Annotated in this window: 15 protein-coding genes and 1 pseudogene; 4 read left to right on the top strand and 12 right to left on the bottom strand. The window is 38.9% G+C overall.

Annotated elements, in window-relative coordinates; all coding sequences use genetic code 11:
- Positions 1-85: 85 nt before the first annotated feature.
- The 6 genes from N473_RS14730 to N473_RS14705 form a co-directional block, all read right to left on the bottom strand.
- A complete protein-coding gene (locus tag N473_RS14730; protein ID WP_196766415.1) occupies positions 86-1,162 on the bottom strand; it encodes a sensor histidine kinase in 1,077 nt (358 codons plus the stop codon).
- Positions 1,163-1,374: 212 nt separating this feature from the next.
- Positions 1,375-2,700 (bottom strand): sigma-54-dependent transcriptional regulator, encoded by a 1,326-nt coding sequence (locus N473_RS14725; RefSeq protein WP_063368572.1) that lies wholly within the window; start codon positions 2,698-2,700, stop codon positions 1,375-1,377.
- Positions 2,701-2,759: 59 nt separating this feature from the next.
- Positions 2,760-5,201 (bottom strand): ABC transporter permease, encoded by a 2,442-nt coding sequence (locus N473_RS14720; RefSeq protein WP_063368571.1) that lies wholly within the window; start codon positions 5,199-5,201, stop codon positions 2,760-2,762.
- Entirely contained in the window at positions 5,198-5,920 is a 723-nt protein-coding gene (locus tag N473_RS14715) for an ABC transporter ATP-binding protein (protein WP_063368570.1), read from the bottom strand. Before N473_RS14715 ends, N473_RS14720 begins: the two co-directional genes overlap by 4 nt.
- Positions 5,921-5,932: 12 nt before the next feature.
- Positions 5,933-7,186 (bottom strand): efflux RND transporter periplasmic adaptor subunit, encoded by a 1,254-nt coding sequence (locus N473_RS14710; RefSeq protein ID WP_063368569.1) that lies wholly within the window; start codon positions 7,184-7,186, stop codon positions 5,933-5,935.
- Positions 7,187-7,427: 241 nt separating this feature from the next.
- The gene (locus tag N473_RS14705) at positions 7,428-7,655 is read right to left on the bottom strand and encodes a hypothetical protein (protein WP_152614542.1); all 228 of its coding nucleotides are present in this window, start codon (positions 7,653-7,655) and stop codon (positions 7,428-7,430) included.
- 653 nt (positions 7,656-8,308) lie between these two features.
- Between N473_RS14705 and thrS the strand changes: the two genes are divergently transcribed.
- Entirely contained in the window at positions 8,309-9,538 is a 1,230-nt protein-coding gene (thrS, locus tag N473_RS14700; RefSeq protein ID WP_269202348.1) for a threonine--tRNA ligase, read from the top strand.
- Between the two features lie 93 nt (positions 9,539-9,631).
- On the opposite strand, the gene N473_RS14695 is transcribed toward thrS, so the two are convergent.
- Both N473_RS14695 and N473_RS14690 read right to left on the bottom strand, forming a co-directional pair.
- Positions 9,632-10,654 (bottom strand): DUF2235 domain-containing protein, encoded by a 1,023-nt coding sequence (locus N473_RS14695; protein ID WP_063368567.1) that lies wholly within the window; start codon positions 10,652-10,654, stop codon positions 9,632-9,634.
- A 201-nt stretch (positions 10,655-10,855) separates the two neighbouring features.
- Positions 10,856-11,161 (bottom strand): DUF1330 domain-containing protein, encoded by a 306-nt coding sequence (locus N473_RS14690; RefSeq protein ID WP_063368801.1) that lies wholly within the window; start codon positions 11,159-11,161, stop codon positions 10,856-10,858.
- Between the two features lie 187 nt (positions 11,162-11,348).
- Between N473_RS14690 and N473_RS14685 the strand changes: the two genes are divergently transcribed.
- Positions 11,349-11,927, top strand: a complete 579-nt coding sequence (locus N473_RS14685; RefSeq protein WP_063368566.1) for a nucleoside deaminase — start codon at positions 11,349-11,351, stop codon at positions 11,925-11,927.
- Between the two features lie 452 nt (positions 11,928-12,379).
- On the opposite strand, the gene N473_RS14680 is transcribed toward N473_RS14685, so the two are convergent.
- Both N473_RS14680 and N473_RS14675 read right to left on the bottom strand, forming a co-directional pair.
- Positions 12,380-12,910, bottom strand: coding sequence for a DUF6265 family protein (locus N473_RS14680; RefSeq protein WP_155735620.1), 531 nt, complete (start codon positions 12,908-12,910; stop codon positions 12,380-12,382).
- Positions 12,911-12,926: 16 nt separating this feature from the next.
- Positions 12,927-13,256, bottom strand: coding sequence for a hypothetical protein (locus N473_RS14675; RefSeq protein ID WP_063368564.1), 330 nt, complete (start codon positions 13,254-13,256; stop codon positions 12,927-12,929).
- Positions 13,257-14,529: 1,273 nt separating this feature from the next.
- Here N473_RS14675 and N473_RS14665 point away from each other — a divergent pair.
- A complete protein-coding gene (locus N473_RS14665) occupies positions 14,530-15,987 on the top strand; it encodes a glycosyl hydrolase family 18 protein (protein WP_063368562.1) in 1,458 nt (485 codons plus the stop codon).
- 398 nt (positions 15,988-16,385) lie between these two features.
- Positions 16,386-17,366 carry a hypothetical protein gene (locus N473_RS14660; RefSeq protein WP_063368561.1) on the top strand — a complete coding sequence of 327 codons (981 nt, stop codon included), beginning with the start codon at positions 16,386-16,388 and terminating at the stop codon, positions 17,364-17,366.
- A 468-nt stretch (positions 17,367-17,834) separates the two neighbouring features.
- Here the strand turns inward: N473_RS14660 and N473_RS26260 are convergent, their stop codons facing one another.
- Both N473_RS26260 and N473_RS26530 read right to left on the bottom strand, forming a co-directional pair.
- On the bottom strand, positions 17,835-18,053 hold the full coding sequence (locus N473_RS26260) for a hypothetical protein (RefSeq protein ID WP_155735619.1): 219 nt from the start codon (positions 18,051-18,053) through the stop codon (positions 17,835-17,837).
- Positions 18,054-18,538: 485 nt separating this feature from the next.
- A pseudogene (locus tag N473_RS26530) lies at positions 18,539-18,925 on the bottom strand (alpha-amylase family glycosyl hydrolase); the annotation flags it as partial.

The following is an 18,925-nucleotide window of genomic DNA, read 5'->3' as shown; positions in this document are numbered from 1 at the left end:
GATTATTATATTCTTATAAATTTCTCAGAAAATACATTTCAAGTAGAATAAAAACCGCCTTTACAACTCTTTTTAAACAAACTGGCTATTTAATCATATTTGGTAGCTCAATTGTTGCGACAGCGCCATGATTATCAACTCTACTCGTTAACGTTAACTCCCCACCTTGCGCACGAATAATTTCTCGGCTGAGTACCAAGCCAATGCCGTTGCCCTGCTCTTTTGTAGAGTAAAACGGCGTAAACAAATTATCTGTATTAGTCACTCCCTCTCCTCTATCTATAACTTCAATGCAACTGTATGCTTCAGTGAGCCTGATCACTAATTCAATTTTGGTTGCCCCTGTTACCTCATTGGCCTGTTCCGCATTTTTAACTAGGTTAATTAACGCTTGCTCTAACTGCTCTAAATCACAATACAGATCAAGTTCTTGCCCAAGTTTCTGTTCTATATGTACATTAGGAAACAATGCCTTTAAGCGCTGCTGAAGCTCTGTAGACGCGATAAAATGCTTTGTAGGCGCTGGTAATTGAGATAACTTTGAATAACTAGCAACGAAACCAAGTAAATGCTCCGCGCGCCTTTCAATCACGCCCAACATAGTGTGTTTTAAGTCACTATTCGAGTCACCCGGCAGTGCTTTTAGAGACTGTGCCATCGAATAAATTGGCGTGAGCGAATTTCTCACTTCATGGTTTAAAACCCGTACCAGCTTTTGCCATGCTTGCTGTTCATTTTTTCTTAATTGTTGCTCAATAGACACATACACCATCAACTTATATTGCCTTTTCCCCCTGAGTAGCGCATGTTCAACCACTTTGAAACGCGTGTTCTCTGATATCGTTTGCCAGCGCCCATTTGCCTTTTCAAGCGCGAGCTGTGCAGTATTAAACCCTGTAATATGAACACCTTGATAAAATCGTCCAGCTGCGGTGTTGTAATGATAAACCTGACAATGATGATCGAGCACCACAATAGGTAAATCAAGCTCGTTGATAAAATCAAAAATAAATGACTCGTTTTGAGCATATTCTTGACGCTTGTGTTTCATTCGCCAAGCAATTGATTGAAGCTCTGCTTTAATACAGGCAACTCGTCCAGCTTGATAACATGCCAATTGCCAAATTGTAAATTCATCATTGGCTAAACTATCCAGTTGCATCGAAACACCATCTAGGCATGCAAACACCCATCTGTAAGCTTTATAAAGCGCAAACAGACTCGGTAACAAAACCACTAATATAAGTGTTAAAAACTCCAAGCCACCCAATGATAAAGAGAGAGAAATCGCGATACTCAGGAATATCAGAAAACAAATAGGCACACTGAACAGGAAAATTAACTGTCTTTCGAGCGATGTCGGCAACATTGTGGTTATTCACCCTTGATTGGAATGTTAAATTTATCAATCCGACGATAGATCGCCGACTTACTCAACCCTAAAAATGCGCCTGCTTGAGCGACATTACCATCAAAATGATTAATCGCTTGGTGGATCAACTTTTGCTCTGCTTGCTCTAATGACATCAGCGGTAAATGACTTACTTGGGTGCTATCTACTTGTTGTATTTGAATGTCTTGCGCGGTGATCGTATCAGAGTCTGCCATAATCACCGCACGCTCTAAGACATGGGAAAGCTCTCGAATATTGCCAGGCCAATGATAACCTTTAAGCTTATCATATGCTTGCTCACTCAAAGTCCGAGCAGTTAGGCCATACTTTTTGGTGTGATTAACTAAAAACCGCTCTGAAAACGCTTGCAACTCATCTAAACGCGACCGTAGAGGCGGTAACTCAATCACTAATGTATTGAGCCTAAATAATAAATCTTTTCTGAACCGCCCTTCGTTTATGAACCTATCAAGATCAGCATTGGTTGCTGATATGACTCTCGCATTGCTGCGCTTAGATTTAGAACAACCTACCTCTTCATATTCACCACTTTCCAACACACGCAAAAGTTTTGCCTGCAGCGATGTTGGTAAGCATCCGATTTCATCTAAAAATAAGCTTGAGCCATTTGCTAGAGTAAATCGACCAACGCGATGCGCCTTGGCATCTGTAAAAGCCCCTTTTTTATGTCCAAATAGTTCACTTTCAAACAGATTATCAGGTATAGCAGCCATGTTGACACTCACCATCTCAAGTGCGGATCGCTGACTATTTTGGTGAATATATTGCGCCAATAAGCTTTTACCTGTGCCGTTTTCGCCGGTGATCAGTATATTTGCATCCGTCTTTGCTATACGCTTAGCTTTTTCTAACAGTAATGTGCTATTAGCACCAAATGCCCAAAACGTTTCAAGACCTTCGTGACGCACGGTAGGAAATGTAATATGGCTGTTTACCGCATCGAGTAACCTTTGATTTTTCCAAGGCTTTTCGATGAAGTCGCAAGCGCCCTTTTGCATTGCTTGAACAGCTAACTCTATTTTTGCCCAAGCGGTGATCACTATCACAGGAACATTCAAGTTACGCTCTACCAATTTAGATAAAAACGCCAACCCTTCCTGTCCAGAAGTGGTATCTTGGCTAAAGTTCATATCCAATAAAATCAGATCCACTTTATCTTTAGCCAAACAGGTCAAAGCCGAATTTGGATGATCTGCCTCTAGGCATTGAAAACCATGGCTTTCAAGCACGATACGCGCACTCAAACGAACATCGATAAGATCATCAACAATTAATACTGTTTTCATATTGCCTTTCTAATTATTATTTTTGGGCTAAAACTGAATGTATTAGCCCATCATACTCTTTACTCTTGGCGAAGCGATGCCATTGGCTTTGAGCCTATTATTTTGCTCATTGGATATAAAGTCGCAAACAGTGCAAATAATATAATCCCCGCACATACCGCTGTTAGCCAGATGGAATTGAACATCATATAATCACTTACATGCTCAATGACCTTTCGATAGCTTGATATACAGACTAATATTGCCAATATAAATGCACTGAATAACGGCAGTATAGTGTCTTTAAACAACTGCTTATACAAACTTTTACGTTTTGCACCTAAGGCCATTCGGATCCCAAGTTCATAGCGGCGCAAGCCTAAGTTGTAACTAAGCACTCCATAAATACCCACTCCAGCGAGCGATAAAGTAAACACCGCGAGTAAAATTGATAAATTACGTGTCATACGCTCCATATGTGTCATCATGCCATATTCATGGTGTATATCTGTGAGTCGCCAAACGCCTGTGCGCGGATCAATAGTCCTGCCCGCCTGAAATACTAATTCGCGACTCAAATTTTTTCCATCTTCCATTTTAACGACATAAGGAAAAGAATATGGCTGAGCAGCAAACCAGAATTGGCGTCCTTGGTGAGTACCGAAAGAGTTAGGGTGATTAAAGTTTTCCGTGATACCCACCACTTCTACAGGGTTATCGGGGTCGAAACTGATAAACGTCTCTCCGACTAAACTACCGCCAGGTTTAAGTAAGTCATTAACCGCTTTTGAAACCAAAAACTCATGTTTTTCACCACGAATTGCGGCTTCACTAAATGTCCGTCCCTCAATGATTTTTAGGCCCGTGACATCAAAGTAATCTCTACCAACCCATGCTTGCGGAGTAAACACACTCTCCTTCCCTGACATATCCGTCACTGTGGTTGAACGCACATTCATTTCAACAGGGCTTCCTCCATGTGCCACCTTCTCAACGCCCTCTATATTATTAAGCGCCTCCTTGAAAGCGTTTATATATGGGTAACGTTCAGGAATACTTTCTTCCATATTCTGTATAAAAAACTGGACCGTATAAAGGTTTTCAGTGTCGCTGCCAAGTGGCCGATTAAGTGTTTCTAGGCTTTTGCTTAAGACCATGGTTGCACTAATGACTAGCCCTGTTGCTAAAAATAGTTGAAAGCCAACCATAAATTGTATTGTGCGAGCACTAACCTGATTCACCGCTCCTTTGCCTGAAGATTGGATTTGCATACGTAACTTGTTAAAGTTAATCAGTCGGCTCGTAATAAATGCAAATAAAGTAGACAGTAAGAAGCAAGCCAGTAATGCACTTATCATCACTGTCATATCAAGAGACAGCGCTGAAATTAAAGGAAGAAACCCTTCACTTATAGAGACAAACAGTTTGATACCCCATGCAGCTAAAAACAATGCCACCAGCACAGACGCAATCATTAATATGCTTGTTTCTAATAAAATACTTTGAAACAGTACACGTTGTTTAGCCCCTAATACAGCTTGAAGCGCTAATTGCTTATGTTTGACAACCGCTCTTGAGATAAACAGATTACTCACATTTAATAATGCGATACACAGTAACCCTATGACTCCAGCCAGTAACAAAATTGCTAAATTATCATTATTACCCAGTTCCGCCTCACGAAAACTCGTTATAATGGGTTTCAAGTCTACTAAGCTAGGAAAGTCTTCTTTCCACTGTGCTTTCACTTGCTGAGTAGATTGATACAGATTCGTTTGTGCGCTGTTGTGTGTTTCCCCGTGTTTTAAAATCCCCACTAATTTAAGTGTACCGTATAAACTTGACCAAGGGCTGCGATTTTCTTCACGGAAATAACGTACGTCTGAGGAAAAGTTAAACCATACTTGCGCTTTTCCATCGTTAAACATAAATGGGTCGACAAATTCTTGTGCTGCAACACCAACGACTTTAAATGAATTCTCTCGCAAACCGTCAGTTTGCAAAGTTTGGCCAATAACAGAGTCATCGCCATCAAAATACCGTTGCCAAAAAGCATAAGAAATAACGACCTCTTGCACTTTTTCCTCAAGTTTAGAAGCAGGGGTTATATGGCGGCCTAATACCAATGGGACTTTAAATAGCTCGTAGTATTCACTTGTTGCGTACGTCACATGAATTTTGGGCTGTCCTGGTAGGCTGGCAATAATACGTTGTGCGGTACTGACTGCAGCCGCTTTTTCAAACACTTGCTGAGTATTATACCAATGCTCGATCGATTGAAAGCTCTGATAGCCTGAACTGTTTTTATCCGCGTAAATATTATCTTGCTCGACAATCACTAATCGTGATTCATTTTCAACTTTGAGGGGCTTTATAAAGTAACTGCTAAAAAGGCTCATTACCACGAAAAAACATGCTAACGTCAGTGACAAAGTTAATATTATGGAAGCGGAGAACCCTTTTGCTTGGCGCAAAGAGTTCACTGCTAATTTTAACTGATGTGCGAAACGGGTAATATTCATGCCATCTCCCTTGACGCTTTGATAACCGAATCATTAGATTGCAATACTGCACCATCAAGCAATTTTATATGCCTTTTCGCATATCCGGCATATCGGGGGTCATGGGTTACCATACAAATCGTTGTTCCTTGTTGATTCAGAGACTCTAAAATGGCCATCACCGCATCACCATTTTTAGAATCTAAGTTACCTGTAGGTTCATCGACGAGTAAAATACTTGGCTCACCTGCCAACGCGCGAGCAATCGCAACTCGCTGTTGCTGACCGCCCGATAATTGATTCGGTTTATGATTTGCTCTGTGTTCAATCTCTACTTGGCTCAAAGCACGATTGACTCGTGTTTCGATATCTGCGTAGCTTAAAGGTTGCTCTCGATAGATAAGTGGTAATGCAACATTGTCAAATACAGAGAGCTCATCAATCAAATTAAATGACTGAAAAATAAAGCCGATATGAAGGTTACGAAGCTCTGCAAGTGTATCTGCATCTAAGCTCTGCGTATCCACCCCCTCTATTTTATAAATGCCTTCAGTTATGTCATCTAGCAAACCCATCAGGCTAAGGAGTGTTGATTTACCACAACCTGAAGGCCCACTGATAGAAACGTAATCACCTTTGTGAATACTCAAATTAATATTAGTAAGTGCGTGAGTCTCTACATTTTCAGTAAAATATACCTTCGAGACATTTCTAAGTTCGAGGACTGGTGTACTAGCCATAGTGGTTCCTTATTATTGTGTTATTGTTATTTGTGCGAGGTGTTTAAAATCAGACATATCCGAGATGACAACTTGCTCGCCGGCTTTTACACCAGATCGTATTTCGATGGCGTTGCCTGCGAGTGTACCAAACTCGATTGGGGTTTTAACTAGTTGATTTGTTTTTAAATTAAGGACAAACAGAGAAGCGACGCTACGCTCAGCAATATAGCTTGGTCTTTGTAAAGAAAGGGCTGCTTGCTTTGTGTCAGTGATAACACGGCCCTCAATAGAAAGTGCGGGTCTCGCATTATCAGGTAAAGTCCCTGTTAGCTCTAATTCAATGGCAATGCGCCCATCTCTCACAACTGGATCAATACGATTTACTCGCGCTTCAACCTCGCCACTAAATGTATTGATAATCCCTATCTGACCTTCTTGCACCCTACTCGCTTGCTTTTCAGGAACCTGAAGATCTGCCAATAAAGATAACTCACTGCCGACCAATGCCAAGGGTGCGCCTACTTGAACAGATTGTCCCTGCTCCACATTGACTTCCTGAAGCATCCCCTTAATGCCTGCTCGCACGTGTAGTTTTTCGACATCGGCTTTGGCTGCTGCGTAACTGAGTTCTACTTCACGCGTTAACTCATGCTCTATTTGTAACCGTTGCGCATGCAGTGCTTTGGTTTGTATGAGCTGCTGCTGTGCTAATTTTACGCGAGCGTCGAGTTGGCTCACCTCAAGTTGCGAGCGCTTATGGTCAAGTGCAGATACGATCCCTGTCTCAATTAATTTACCTTCAGCTTCTTCACGGTTTTGTGCATTGGCAAGTTCACTTTTAAGCAGTGTAAGTTGGCCCTGCTGGGCCAAAAGTGCATTATGTTGACTGAGTTTTAAGGCTTCAAAGCTGGCCTTTTGTCTGGCTAACGCAAGCCGGCTACGATTTAAAAGTTGCACTAACTCCGGGTTTGAGAGCAGCATAATGATGGTATCTGATTGCACACGACTACCAGGCAGATGGTAAATTTCTTCCACTTGAGAGCGATGGGTGGCCGTAATAAAGCGGCTTTGTTTAGAGCGTAGCTTACCGAAACCAGATACCGACAATTTCAGCTTGCCGCTTTGAACCTCAGCAACGACGAAGTCGTGTAAATCTAGTCTATTCCCATCAAAATTAATAAAAGTCAAAGCAATAAAAATAGCAAAAACGCTTATGCTGAGAGCAATCTTTTTTAATGAAAGTGTATGCTTTTTATTATTGGCAAGTGAATCTTTGATATCCATACTCAGTCTCGATAATTATTTTAACTTATCAAGGCCAAATACATGCCAAAATTAACTATATGATTTTGTTGTGAATTTATTAAACCAAGCGACACTACTTTCCCACTTTCGGGAAGCTCACGTCATTTGTGGGAATGAAATGTAAGCAGGTTAATCCGGTATAAAAGTGCAATATGTAATACCATATTTATCAAACTCACATTGCACTGTTTGGATTTAATTAAGCAGGTAATAAAGTAGCTCAGTATCTAGTAACTCTCGGGGCACCGCCTTCATAAATACACTTTCTCGCATAGTGGTTAATTTGAGTGTTACCAGATACATAAACGCTCCAACTATTTCCATATCTTGGGTTATGACATGAAACTCGGGCATGATCGGCAGTCATGCTAGGCTGAGCATTAAGCGTCTCAACGTTACCAATTGTGAGTATAGCCAATGAAATAATTAAGATTTTATTTAACATCATTAGTTTCCTTATATTTATTGTGTTTTAAGCAAAGAGTGTCATGAACACTCGCGTGGCCAAATGCCTTAAACACTATATTCATATTATAAAAAAATTAACAAAAAAAATTTAAATGCTATATATGCAAAAATCTCATCATGAAAATTTTAAAATCAGAATTTACTTACCCCAAATAATAAGCAGCTGCTTTATAGAAATGGCTTTAGCCACCTTTCATAAACGAGGCAAACAACACGAAGAGCAACACATTGAAATATATGAAAAAGTTAACAGCTCAAATTAATTACGGCTCAACTCATGATGAAACCATGCTTTTTTATTAGAATGAGATATGTTCTTGTTTTTTAGAAAAAGAAAATTATTTTATGTTAATTATGGTGGAATACCTTATCAAAATCAGCATTAATTAAGTCGCCATTTGCAATAATTTAAATTAAGTATATTAAAAGCCAAACATTATTTAAAAACTTATATCTATTGACATTTAAAACACAAAAAGAATAAACTCGGAACATATAAAAAATAAATTATCTATCAAATGAAAATTACTCTATTCGTTTTACAAGTAACCACCACCACGACAACCACTTAATTGTCGTGTTGGCATTCATTTGATTGAAAAAAAGCTGGCATGAACTGCCAGCTTTTTTTATTTGCTCAGCTCATGTCACACATTTAAATTAACGAAAAGTGAGACACAAATGATTAATGAGCATAGAAAAATAGGTAAACAACTACAGCTTTTTGATATGTCGAGCAGTGCATCAGGTATGGTCGACTGGTACCCTCAAGGATATAAGCTATATCGGCGTATTCAATCATATATTCGTACGATGCAGCTAAAATACGGGTATCATGAAGTCAATAGCCCTGTGCTAGCCAATCACGATATTTGGCACACTTCAGGACACAGCGACAAGTACCAGCAGAACATGTTCCACCTTCACGAGCATAATTTAGCGGTTAGGCCTATGAGTTGCCCCTTTCATATCAATATATTTAATAGCCTTGTAAAATCATACAAACAACTGCCCTATCGTATTGCAGAGTTTGGTCTTTGTCACCGCAACGAAGCGTCTGGGTCACTTAATGGCCTTTTCCGACTTCGCGCTTTTAACCAAGATGATGGCCATATATTTTGTCGAAAAGGCCAGATTAAAAATGAACTCAAGCAATTTTGTAATATGTTATTTGAAATGTATGCACATTTTGGTTTTCAGAAAGAAAAAATCAAGATAAAAATCTCGCTACGTCCAGACAACAAAATCGGCACTGACGCCCTGTGGGACGAACTAGAACAGTATCTAAAAACCGGTTTAGATGAGCTCGAATTATCGTATCAACTTGTGCCTGGAGATGGGGCTTTTTACGGCGCAAAAGTCGAGTTTGCACTAGAGGATTCATTAAACAGGGAATGGCAATGTGGTACATTTCAGTTAGACTTTTTCTTAGCCGAAAAATTTGGCTGTACTTACCTAAATGAATCTGCAGACCCTGAGCATCCGGTGATCTTACACCGCGCAGTGCTTGGTTCAATAGAACGTTTCATTGCCATTTTATTAGAACATTACAACGGACGATTACCCATAGAATTTAACCCTAATGCAATTATATTGCTGCCAATTAGTCAACAGCACTTAGACTACTGTTACTCACTGCATAACAAACTCATTTCAATGGGTATCACCTGCAACATTGATGGCTCAGACAATAGCATCAGCTATCGAGTCAGAGCATCTTACAAACAAAAATGTAACTACTGCATTGTTATCGGAGATCAGGAACAAAACAATAATATGCTCACGTTAAAGGATAAAAAAGCAGCTTACTCAGTTCATTTAAATGATCTGACGCTATTTCTTTTACACCAGAAAGCACATTAAGCCTTTTCAAACAGTCAGGCTTTTGCTAATAAAGCCTGACTGTTCGGCTGATACAAGCTATAGATGACATGACATGTTAAAGGTTTAATTTAACTAGTTTAGTTTTTCAATTAACTTATCTTCGAGCTTTTCCATAAACTCTATGGCGTTGTGTGGTTGATAATTATCACTGTCAGTTATTCGTTTATAGACACTCTCATGTAAGGACTCATTGGTACGTTTTCCAACGCCAAGCTTGCGTACGCGTTCTGTGATCTTGTATAGCCAGCTCATTGAATCTCGGTACTCGTCTAAGTGATACGGCCGATAATATGACAAAAACTTCTCATTAAAAATTAAACCATGCTCTTTGGCACGATCTTTTATCCAATGTAATGAGATATTAGCTAAACCATCTTGCGAATATCCGCCACCTACATTGCTATGGCTACCCGCAAACCACTTCTGCTCTAAAGTTTGATTGGAGCCCTCTGGTAGAGTCCAAATAGCCGGTTTAAATGGCCCACGTTTTTCATCAATTGCTAAAGCATGATATGCATGCTCGATGTTTTCAGTTAGACTCACATCGTGAAAGCGATATCGACCATTAATAAAGTCAAAGTCAAAAGGCACACCTAACGCACCGACCGTATCCCACACTCCAACAAACTTAATAGACACATCAGTGCAGTTATGCTCAGACTTAAATGCCGCAACCTTACTATCTGATGCTGTATTGCGGTAAAGCCTGTAGGCTTCAGGCATATAAAAAGCATGATCTTTGGGCAACAATCCAATTTTGTTAATAAGACCTATCACACTACGAATTGTATAAGCCCCTCGACTAAAGCCAAAGCCATATATCTCATCGCCTGGCTGATAGTTTAAAACCAAAAATTGATAGGCACGTAATACATTTTGCGACAAGCCCAAACCAAATCCGCCACCTAAGATTTTATCCATCCCCCAATGTGTACCAACACCCTCACTGTAATAAACAACTTGGTGCACTCCGTCAGGACATACAGGGTCAACCCCTCTGGCAAGCTTAACAACATTGGTTGGCTTTCTTTTTCCTCGATCATATTGCGCAGGTTTATTCCAAGTTCCATCCATACACAACACCAATCTTTTCATCTTTTATCCTTGTAAATCAGCACGATTAAAGTAGTCGGTAAGATACAATTAAACTCATGAACAAAAAAGGGCAAACTTCACCTTTACTTTAAATAAAAGTAAATGATAGATGAGATTTTAAGCAGCCCCTCTTTTTCATAATATAAATATTGTTTAATCTAGCCAAAGCGCATATTTAAGATACGACCTTAGCCAATACAGCTAATTTATTTCGTATCCTCTTATTATCGTGAAGCTGCCTACAGAGGGAGAAAAATATTGCGCTTTTATAGCTTGATATTCAGGGTCGTCGAAGAATGCGCTCATGATATTTTTATTGGGGAAACGAATGGTGAATACACGATTTATTTTGTCTTCAACTTCGCTCTTGAGTACCTCTGAAACACGAAAATCATATCCGAACTCTCCGCCCATAGCCGTTAAAATAGGCTTCATTGCTGCACGGTACTCGCTGTAAACTACATCATCAATGATCTCTAGACCAACTAACATTTCATATTTTGACATGCCACACTCCTTTTTATAATTCATGTCATGTTGAAATAACTCCCGCATGAATACAAGCCTTATCGTTACTCTTTTAATTACAAAGTCAGGGATTGTGATGGAAAATATTTAATTCGTATCCAAGCTTCACAATTGCTCCTTATTGTTCTTTTATATAAGAGACAGTTGTACTTTTTTGGATAAAAACATGATACCTGCTCTGTTCAATCGTGATACTGAAGTCAGTGACACCACGCTTAATGTGATAGCTCATATGCCCACCCTCAGTTTATCAACACTCCTTAGCAAGGACTTTAATCAAAAACTGACGGACAAAGACTACATGAGAATTGCAGCTTTGCTCGCCAAAAAAAGCTATGACGAAGGTGGTTGCCCAATTGGGGCTGTTATTGTCAATGACAAAACAAAGCAAATCGTTGGCAAAGGCCACAATACACTTGTTCAAGAGTCTCACCCTTACAACCATGGTGAAACATCGGCAATTCGAGATGCGGGTAGAGTCGACTTTTCTCATACAACTTTATATACCAGCCTCAGCCCATGTGATGTATGCGCAACATTGCTGTATATGCGTGGTTTTCATAGAGTTGTTGTTGGTGATATCACCAACGCAAGTGGGAATGAAGACTTATTAAGAGAAAAAGGATTGGTTGTCGATATACTTGAAGACGACATGGGCGTAAACCAGTACGCTCAGTATAGAAAAGAGAAACCAGACCAAGACCTGGAGGACTGGCAAGGTGTTGCTGCCCTCTCAAAACCTTAATACACGATGTAAAACAGTTACCAAGGCGCTCAAGATCGCAAGGAAAAAATAAAACTCGTCTCGGTGATGAAGTCATATATAGTTGAGGAAATCACCGAGAGCGCCTGAACCGTCTAACTGGGTTTTATACAGGTTAAGGCCCGTTTTTCAGTATTTTCTGGGAGTCCTCAACTGGGTTTATCGACGCAAAGAGGGGAAATTGTGTATGTCTTTTTAGATACACATAACCAGCCCTGTAAGCAAATAGACGGTAGGACAATTTTATTCCATGTCTAATGAACATGATTCAACCTTTTACCGACTCACCAAAGTTTTAAAAAGTAAGACTCATACAGAGCAATATAAAATACAATGCGTGTCTGTTATTGTCAGCGTGACCCCAGTGTATACCTTACACTTTGCCTTTCGGCAAAACTCGCTTTAATTTATCATTGCAAACTGTGCACTCAATATCAATTACTTATAAAATCTATTGAAAAGCCTTTACCATTATCTCCTGATACTGAGACCGTCATTTTATTATTTGCAAATCTCTGATAACGCAGCTTTTTTGGAAAGTCATGCTTTGAATTTTCAAACACAAGAGTGTCAGCAGTGCAAAAGGTTAGCTTAAAGGCAACGGGCAATTCATTACTGGAAACTTTTGCAATATAAAAGACCTCACCAGACATCTCAACGAGCCTTAAGGTTTCCTTACTGACAATTTTATCTTTCTTGATTGAATACGTTTGGCCACTGCCTTCAAAAGTTTGATTACTTATTTTTCCCCAAGATTCATCTATTTTTAGCTTACTGTTGTGGGCGCTCCAATTACCAAGCAACCAAGCCAAAGACTCCAGCGAATCACATGTTTTTGTCTGTGCCTGTGTATGATAAGCGAAACACAATAGTGTGACTAAACTAACCACTTTAAACATAAATACAACTCCTTTTGTCATACGCATTAAGATACTTAACTGAGCAGCATACGATATGTCACTCATTCATCGAATTTCCCACTCACGGCTTGCTATCACTGGACCTTTGTAATATTTCGGTAATTGCGGCCTCTATGTTTTTGGTGTTTTCCGCTTTTTCAATTATCGGAATTACCCAGTCACAATTCAGCTGATGCAAAGTCGCTCGCCAATCATGCCAAAAGGTTTCATCAATATTATCTAAATTATCCAGACCAAATGTCGAAGATGCGCCCCAGCGCGCTATCGATGGCATACTGCGATTATTGCATTCAGCACCAAATACAAACGGCCTTTGTAAATTATCAGGTTGAATACCGAAGTATAAGTCTGCTTTTTCAATCGGATCTGATATTTTTGAAATAATTTTCATAAACCTTATTTGCCTGTTCAAACTCTAGTCGGGCTCTACCACCGAACAAAACACGGCATAACAATACATTAGTAGTGTTAAGATGAAGTGAAAGCATATTTTTTTAAATTAAAAAGTCACGACACTTTTATCACAACGTCAACCTTATCATCTATGTTTTAGTATCCATAAAGCTAATCAGCATAACACTTATACCTGTTTTTTTAAGATCAATTATTCAATATTGAATTAAGATAGTTATAAAATACGTACAACTTAGTTGTCCTCTTTGATGCTTTTTTATATTTTAGCTTTATCCTAATTTTAAAACAGATCGCTCATTATAAACGCAAATTTGTGGTAATAATGCAACATAAGAATGATAAATATTACAGACAATACGCGAGACATATATGCAAAGAACCTGTACTTTGTATTAAAAGCACATTGCCATAATCCACAAGCAACCCAAACTTACCAAACTGTAACAAAAGGCATCCAAGCAAATAGATATGCTGGGTTTTCAATTGTTGACATGACATCCGTAAGAATATTAAATACCATGCTCAAGAAAATAAAATGAACCCAAAACACTTCCCATAGCTTCGTTTTTCCAGTGAAATTATTCTTAATTACGTTCATCACAACATTACAATTATTACTTCAAACCAATCGAGGAACATACAACAAAAACTGTATAGTTCATTTCTTAACTACATAAATATACATTTAAAAAATAGTGTTAAAAACAACTAACCACCCGCTTAATAGCCGATAGTATATACCATGTTATCAAAGAGATGACTGTGTTTTTATTTATACGAAAAAACAAGCATGCTTATTTAGCGTTTTTACAATACATCGAGGTCTTGGAGTCACTTCTCTAACTTGTCAAGTTTTCCCTTAGACTTGAAAATCAATAACTCCCATAGAGATGCTAAAAATACTAAATATAAGCCCTAAACTTTTCGTTTTAACGCTCCTAACAGATGCCTAGAAGAGCCATTTTCCATTGACTTTATGAATCATTGTTTGCGCTATCTCATTTTATCAATGTAAAACATCACAACGTAGCCATTTACGCGCCATCACTTTGCCAAAAGCGATGCCAACCCTGTCCCTTCAACGAATAATTTATTCTACCATAGTTCAACTTGGCAAACTCCAATGTATAAAATATTCTCAAAAAGCTGATGCAAAGAGCAGTTAATGTCAGCACAGTCAATCTAAAAACTTGGCGTAACGTGCTTTTATGTTGTGTGTTCTGCCGAGTAAAACATGTAAAGGGATAATTATGAAAATATACAAATTCAGAAACACAAGTCTATTTAGCCTGATGCTGATGTCAGCGACTCATTCCACTTTGGCTCAAGCACAGTATCAGGAGTTTACAGGCGCTCATCAGCCATTTAAGCAAACCAGTAATAAAGTGGTTGGCACATACATCGCGAATTGGTCCAACCCAAGCGCCATTGATGATGTACCTGGCGATAACTTAACGCATATTCTATACGCATTTCTCAGAGCATGTGGACCCGGGCAACTACCCAATGATCAAGCTGTATGCGCAAATAAGCCCGATTATGTACTTGCAGAGGACAGTTCGACTATAGACAAAGAGTTTGCAACCAAATTTTCGCAGTTAAAGAGAAAGTACCCTCACCTCACAATCCTTCCTTCAGTTGGGGGCTGGGGCGGCTCAGACACATTTCCTCCCATGGCCAAAGACCCACAAGCCAGACAAGTATTTGTTCAATCAGTTGTAGAATACTTGCGGACGCACCAAGCTTTTGACGGCATTGATATCGATTGGGAATGGCCAAATACACCCGCTGAAGGCGGCCATTATGCTGACTTAATGCAAGATTTGAGAACTGCATTCGATGTCTTGGAGGTAGAGTTAGGTAGGAAATACTCGATCACCAGTGCAATAGGAACACACTCCAATAACGTTAAAAACATAGACTACGAGCGCGCTGCCCCCTACCTTGATCATATATTTTTAATGACCTATGACTTTTTTGGCGGGTGGTCAAAAAATAACATTGGTCACCACACCTCTTTGGATGCACACAGTGGAAATATGGCAGCCCATGGTGTCATTCAAGGTGTGCAAAACTTACTGAACAAAAGCGTTCCGGCAAATAAGTTGGTTGTTGGTGTGGCCAAATATGCTCGTGGTTTTGACGGGGTCAGCCTGAGCAGCTCAGGTACACATATCGGAGGCAATGCAACAGGGCTATTCCCAAAAGCTGTTCAACCATGGGATGAGGAAGGTGTTGGTACATACAGGCGTCTTGTCGATGAAGTCATAGGACAAAATGGGCAAGGCATTAATGGATTTACTATCCGTTATGATGCTGATTGCGATTGTCACTATGCATGGCGAGAAAGTGATGCTGCGTTTGTCGGTTTTGATCACCCAGCTAGCGTCATTAAAAAAGCGCAATATGTTCTAAACAACAACCTAGGTGGCATTTTTGCTTGGGAATACGCCCAAGATAATGGCGACATTCTCAGCGCCATGAATTACGGCGTTGGAAATCAATGGCTAGACAACTCGAATCCTGACGATGGCGTTGGGGTGTGTAAAGGAATTGCAAATTGGCGCGTCACAGATGTCTATCTAAAAGGCGATCAAGTACACATAGATAATCGGTTATATGAAGCAAAATGGTACACAAATAACCAGCACCCTTCGCAATACTCTGGCAAATGGCAAGTTTGGCAATTTATTAGCGCATGTCAATAATAGGTAGATTTGAAAGCCCTCTAAGTTGGGCTTTCTTCATTAAATATAATATAAAGTAATATTATATTGTTATTTATACTCATCAAGCTCATCAAATTAGTTGTCATAACTCCCTACTCGGAAGACTCAAATGATAGTCGAATCGTTATATTTAAAAACATAGTAATTTTTTGACCCACCAACTTTTTAACCAACACATCGAAAATTAATTTTATAAACAAGCCGCTTTAATAAAATCAATGACGAAAAAACAATTCAACACATTGAATTACAATACCCGATTGAGTTATATTATAAAAATCGCATTAAATTAGTGACTTAATAAAAACCTCATTTTCAAGGCTTTTTCTCATTGAAAATGTAAAAACTACCAGTCTAGTAAAAACAAGGAAAATATAGTGGATTCAACTCTATTTGTACCAATATTAATCTCTGCGCTGCAAGCAAATGCACCTGCACCTCAGGACCCCCATCTGGCAGAAAATATATATGCTTGCCCTAAATTCCACATACCAGTAGATGGTTGCACAATCGTTGAAGGCAACTTAAATGGTGTCCCAGGAAAATTAGAAAACTGGTTCTTTGATTATGTCGAAGACCACTCTAAAGAGTACGAAGAAGAGTGTAACACGCATGACAAAAACTATTGGACTTTAGGTAAAACGAGATACAGCTCCGACCAAATACTTAGAGCTGATTTAAAAAGAGAAGCGACAGAGTCGCTTGCAGAGAAAACCGGTGTTGAATGGTTATTAGTGAGGGAAGCATGGAACGTTATGGCAGGGTTCTCAAATGACGATTACTATAACCCAAGACAACAAGACGCGTACAATAAATATACAAGCATAGGTAAGCAAGTTAAAAACAATCAATGTTTTCAGCACGCTGCTGACCTCCCTATTGATAGTGGACTACTTAACACTGCAAAAGCGACCTTCCGCTCAATCACTAGTCGCGAGCCTACAGCTTATGAAGAGTTTGATATGATTGAGCTTTACAATCCACTTGATGGCGGTTACCTCGGTAATTTCACTTATGCGGTCGATGCATATGCTAGAAGTAAAATTAATGTCTCAGGGCCTAATGCTAGAGTAGTGGTACAAAAATCTGTATCCATTGACGGATCATCTATTACATTTAGCATACCTCAATACTCAGCAAATGGTCAGAAACTAGAAAGGTACATAAGCGCATTCGGGGAAAGCTCAAGAACCGGATCACTAACTCTATCTTTTACTGAGCGGTATAATCAGACATTTACTATATCTGGTTGGGCAATGGTGACCGATGAAAATGGCAACAGTGACTTCCAACGTTTTGAGGAAAAACTGCAGATAACAGGGACATGTTCAGCGAGTGAGGAACAAGCTTGTTATTAATTTCCCAGCAAATCTGAACGCTATAAACAGTTGGCTAACTTTTCAAAATTCAAAATAGCCGACTGTTTCCTGCTTCAAACTGTGCACCTCAAAGCTAATACATACACTTTTTTATTACTAGTGAGTTAGGTTAAGCTAAAAGCTTGGGGAAATTAAGATAGAAAAAGTAAGTAAAATACACCGTTAAAGCCTTGTTGATCAAATAGGTCCTATTGGTCTTGTCATTTTTACTGGTATTCAGGCATACCTAGCCTGTTTATTTTAGCTTTTATCATTTCTTCTGTCTGTTGGCTATTGAAGGTGCGGCTTTTTAACGTGTCACCCGCAAGTTATTTTAAACGGTAAACGTCCGTTTCAGCCAGTGAATGCTCATGATAGCCAGACAGTGCTTTATAAGTTTGCAACAAGATAAGACTTGATTGTAACGTAAAATAAAATTCATCTGGATTATTTCATATAATCCAGATCTTAATTGGAAGTGGTTAAGATGAGTGAAAAAAGTATTGTGTGGTTATTAGTTTTTATGTCTTTTTTAAACTTTGCCATAAGCCTTAATTTTATAAACTCTAATTTTGGTTTTTCGATTTTTCTATTTTCTGGCGGTTGGTTTTTTTTATTTTTATCTAGCAACCCAAGGATTTTGCTATCTAAAAATGTACAAGAAATTGATAGGTTAATCCCTGACATGAAAGGAGTCGGATACCTTTTTATATCTGTATTTTTTTTGATCTTAAACTTTATTTATTACTTGGTATGACGCCCGACTTTAACTCAAAAGGGTCTTAACTCCTAATTAATTGAACTTCTACGGTAATCCTACCTCTTTGCGTAAAAAGATAAAAAAAGCATGACATCAAGAGGTGTGCTTCAATAAACTCGGACTCAACTTTTGAGGTATGATAATTGGATGGGCAGATTTTGATATGTTAGGGTTAGCTCCCTCTAATTTTACACCTTTAAAGAATATCTTTACTATATTCTGAGTATGATAGTTGGACAGGCAGATTTTTAATAAACACTGGCATTAGGCCCATAATTATACAAAGTAAGACATTCACTTCTGAAATCGGCAAAAATAATTTTGATTTTAAAGATATATTTATATTATGAGTATTTTAATTTCAATAAATGGTAGGTGTAGAGATTTGAAGAGGGTTTTAAAATAAGTTTTACTAACCAACGCCCTTATACCAATTCATGTCGTTTTTAGCTGCATGTGCTCTTAATACCGTTTGCGAACCAACAAAATTACCGTAGTGATTACTATAATTTTTTACCCTATCCAACCAGTCCGATTCTTCAATTCTTAGAGATGCAAGTATATCGGGCATCCTTTTTAGTATGTGAGCCTTCTTTTTTGAGTGAACATGACGACCGGTCCACTCAACTAGTTCAAGATAATCCAACAACGAGAAGGGTAATGTGTGCTCATACTCTCTTTTCCCAAACGGTTTTAGTGATTTGGGTTGCTGGGCTTGGTGCACAGCTTCATTATTTTGAGTCGATTTTTTTGCTTTTGCTTTAATCTTTTGAAGATGCTTTATGCGCTCTTGGATCGA

It is taken from the genome of Pseudoalteromonas luteoviolacea CPMOR-1 (genome assembly GCF_001625685.1).
Lineage (GTDB): Bacteria > Pseudomonadota > Gammaproteobacteria > Enterobacterales > Alteromonadaceae > Pseudoalteromonas > Pseudoalteromonas luteoviolacea_K.
The sequence above is the reverse complement of the archived record's forward strand: the minus strand, read 5'-3'. Positions and strand labels throughout refer to the sequence as shown.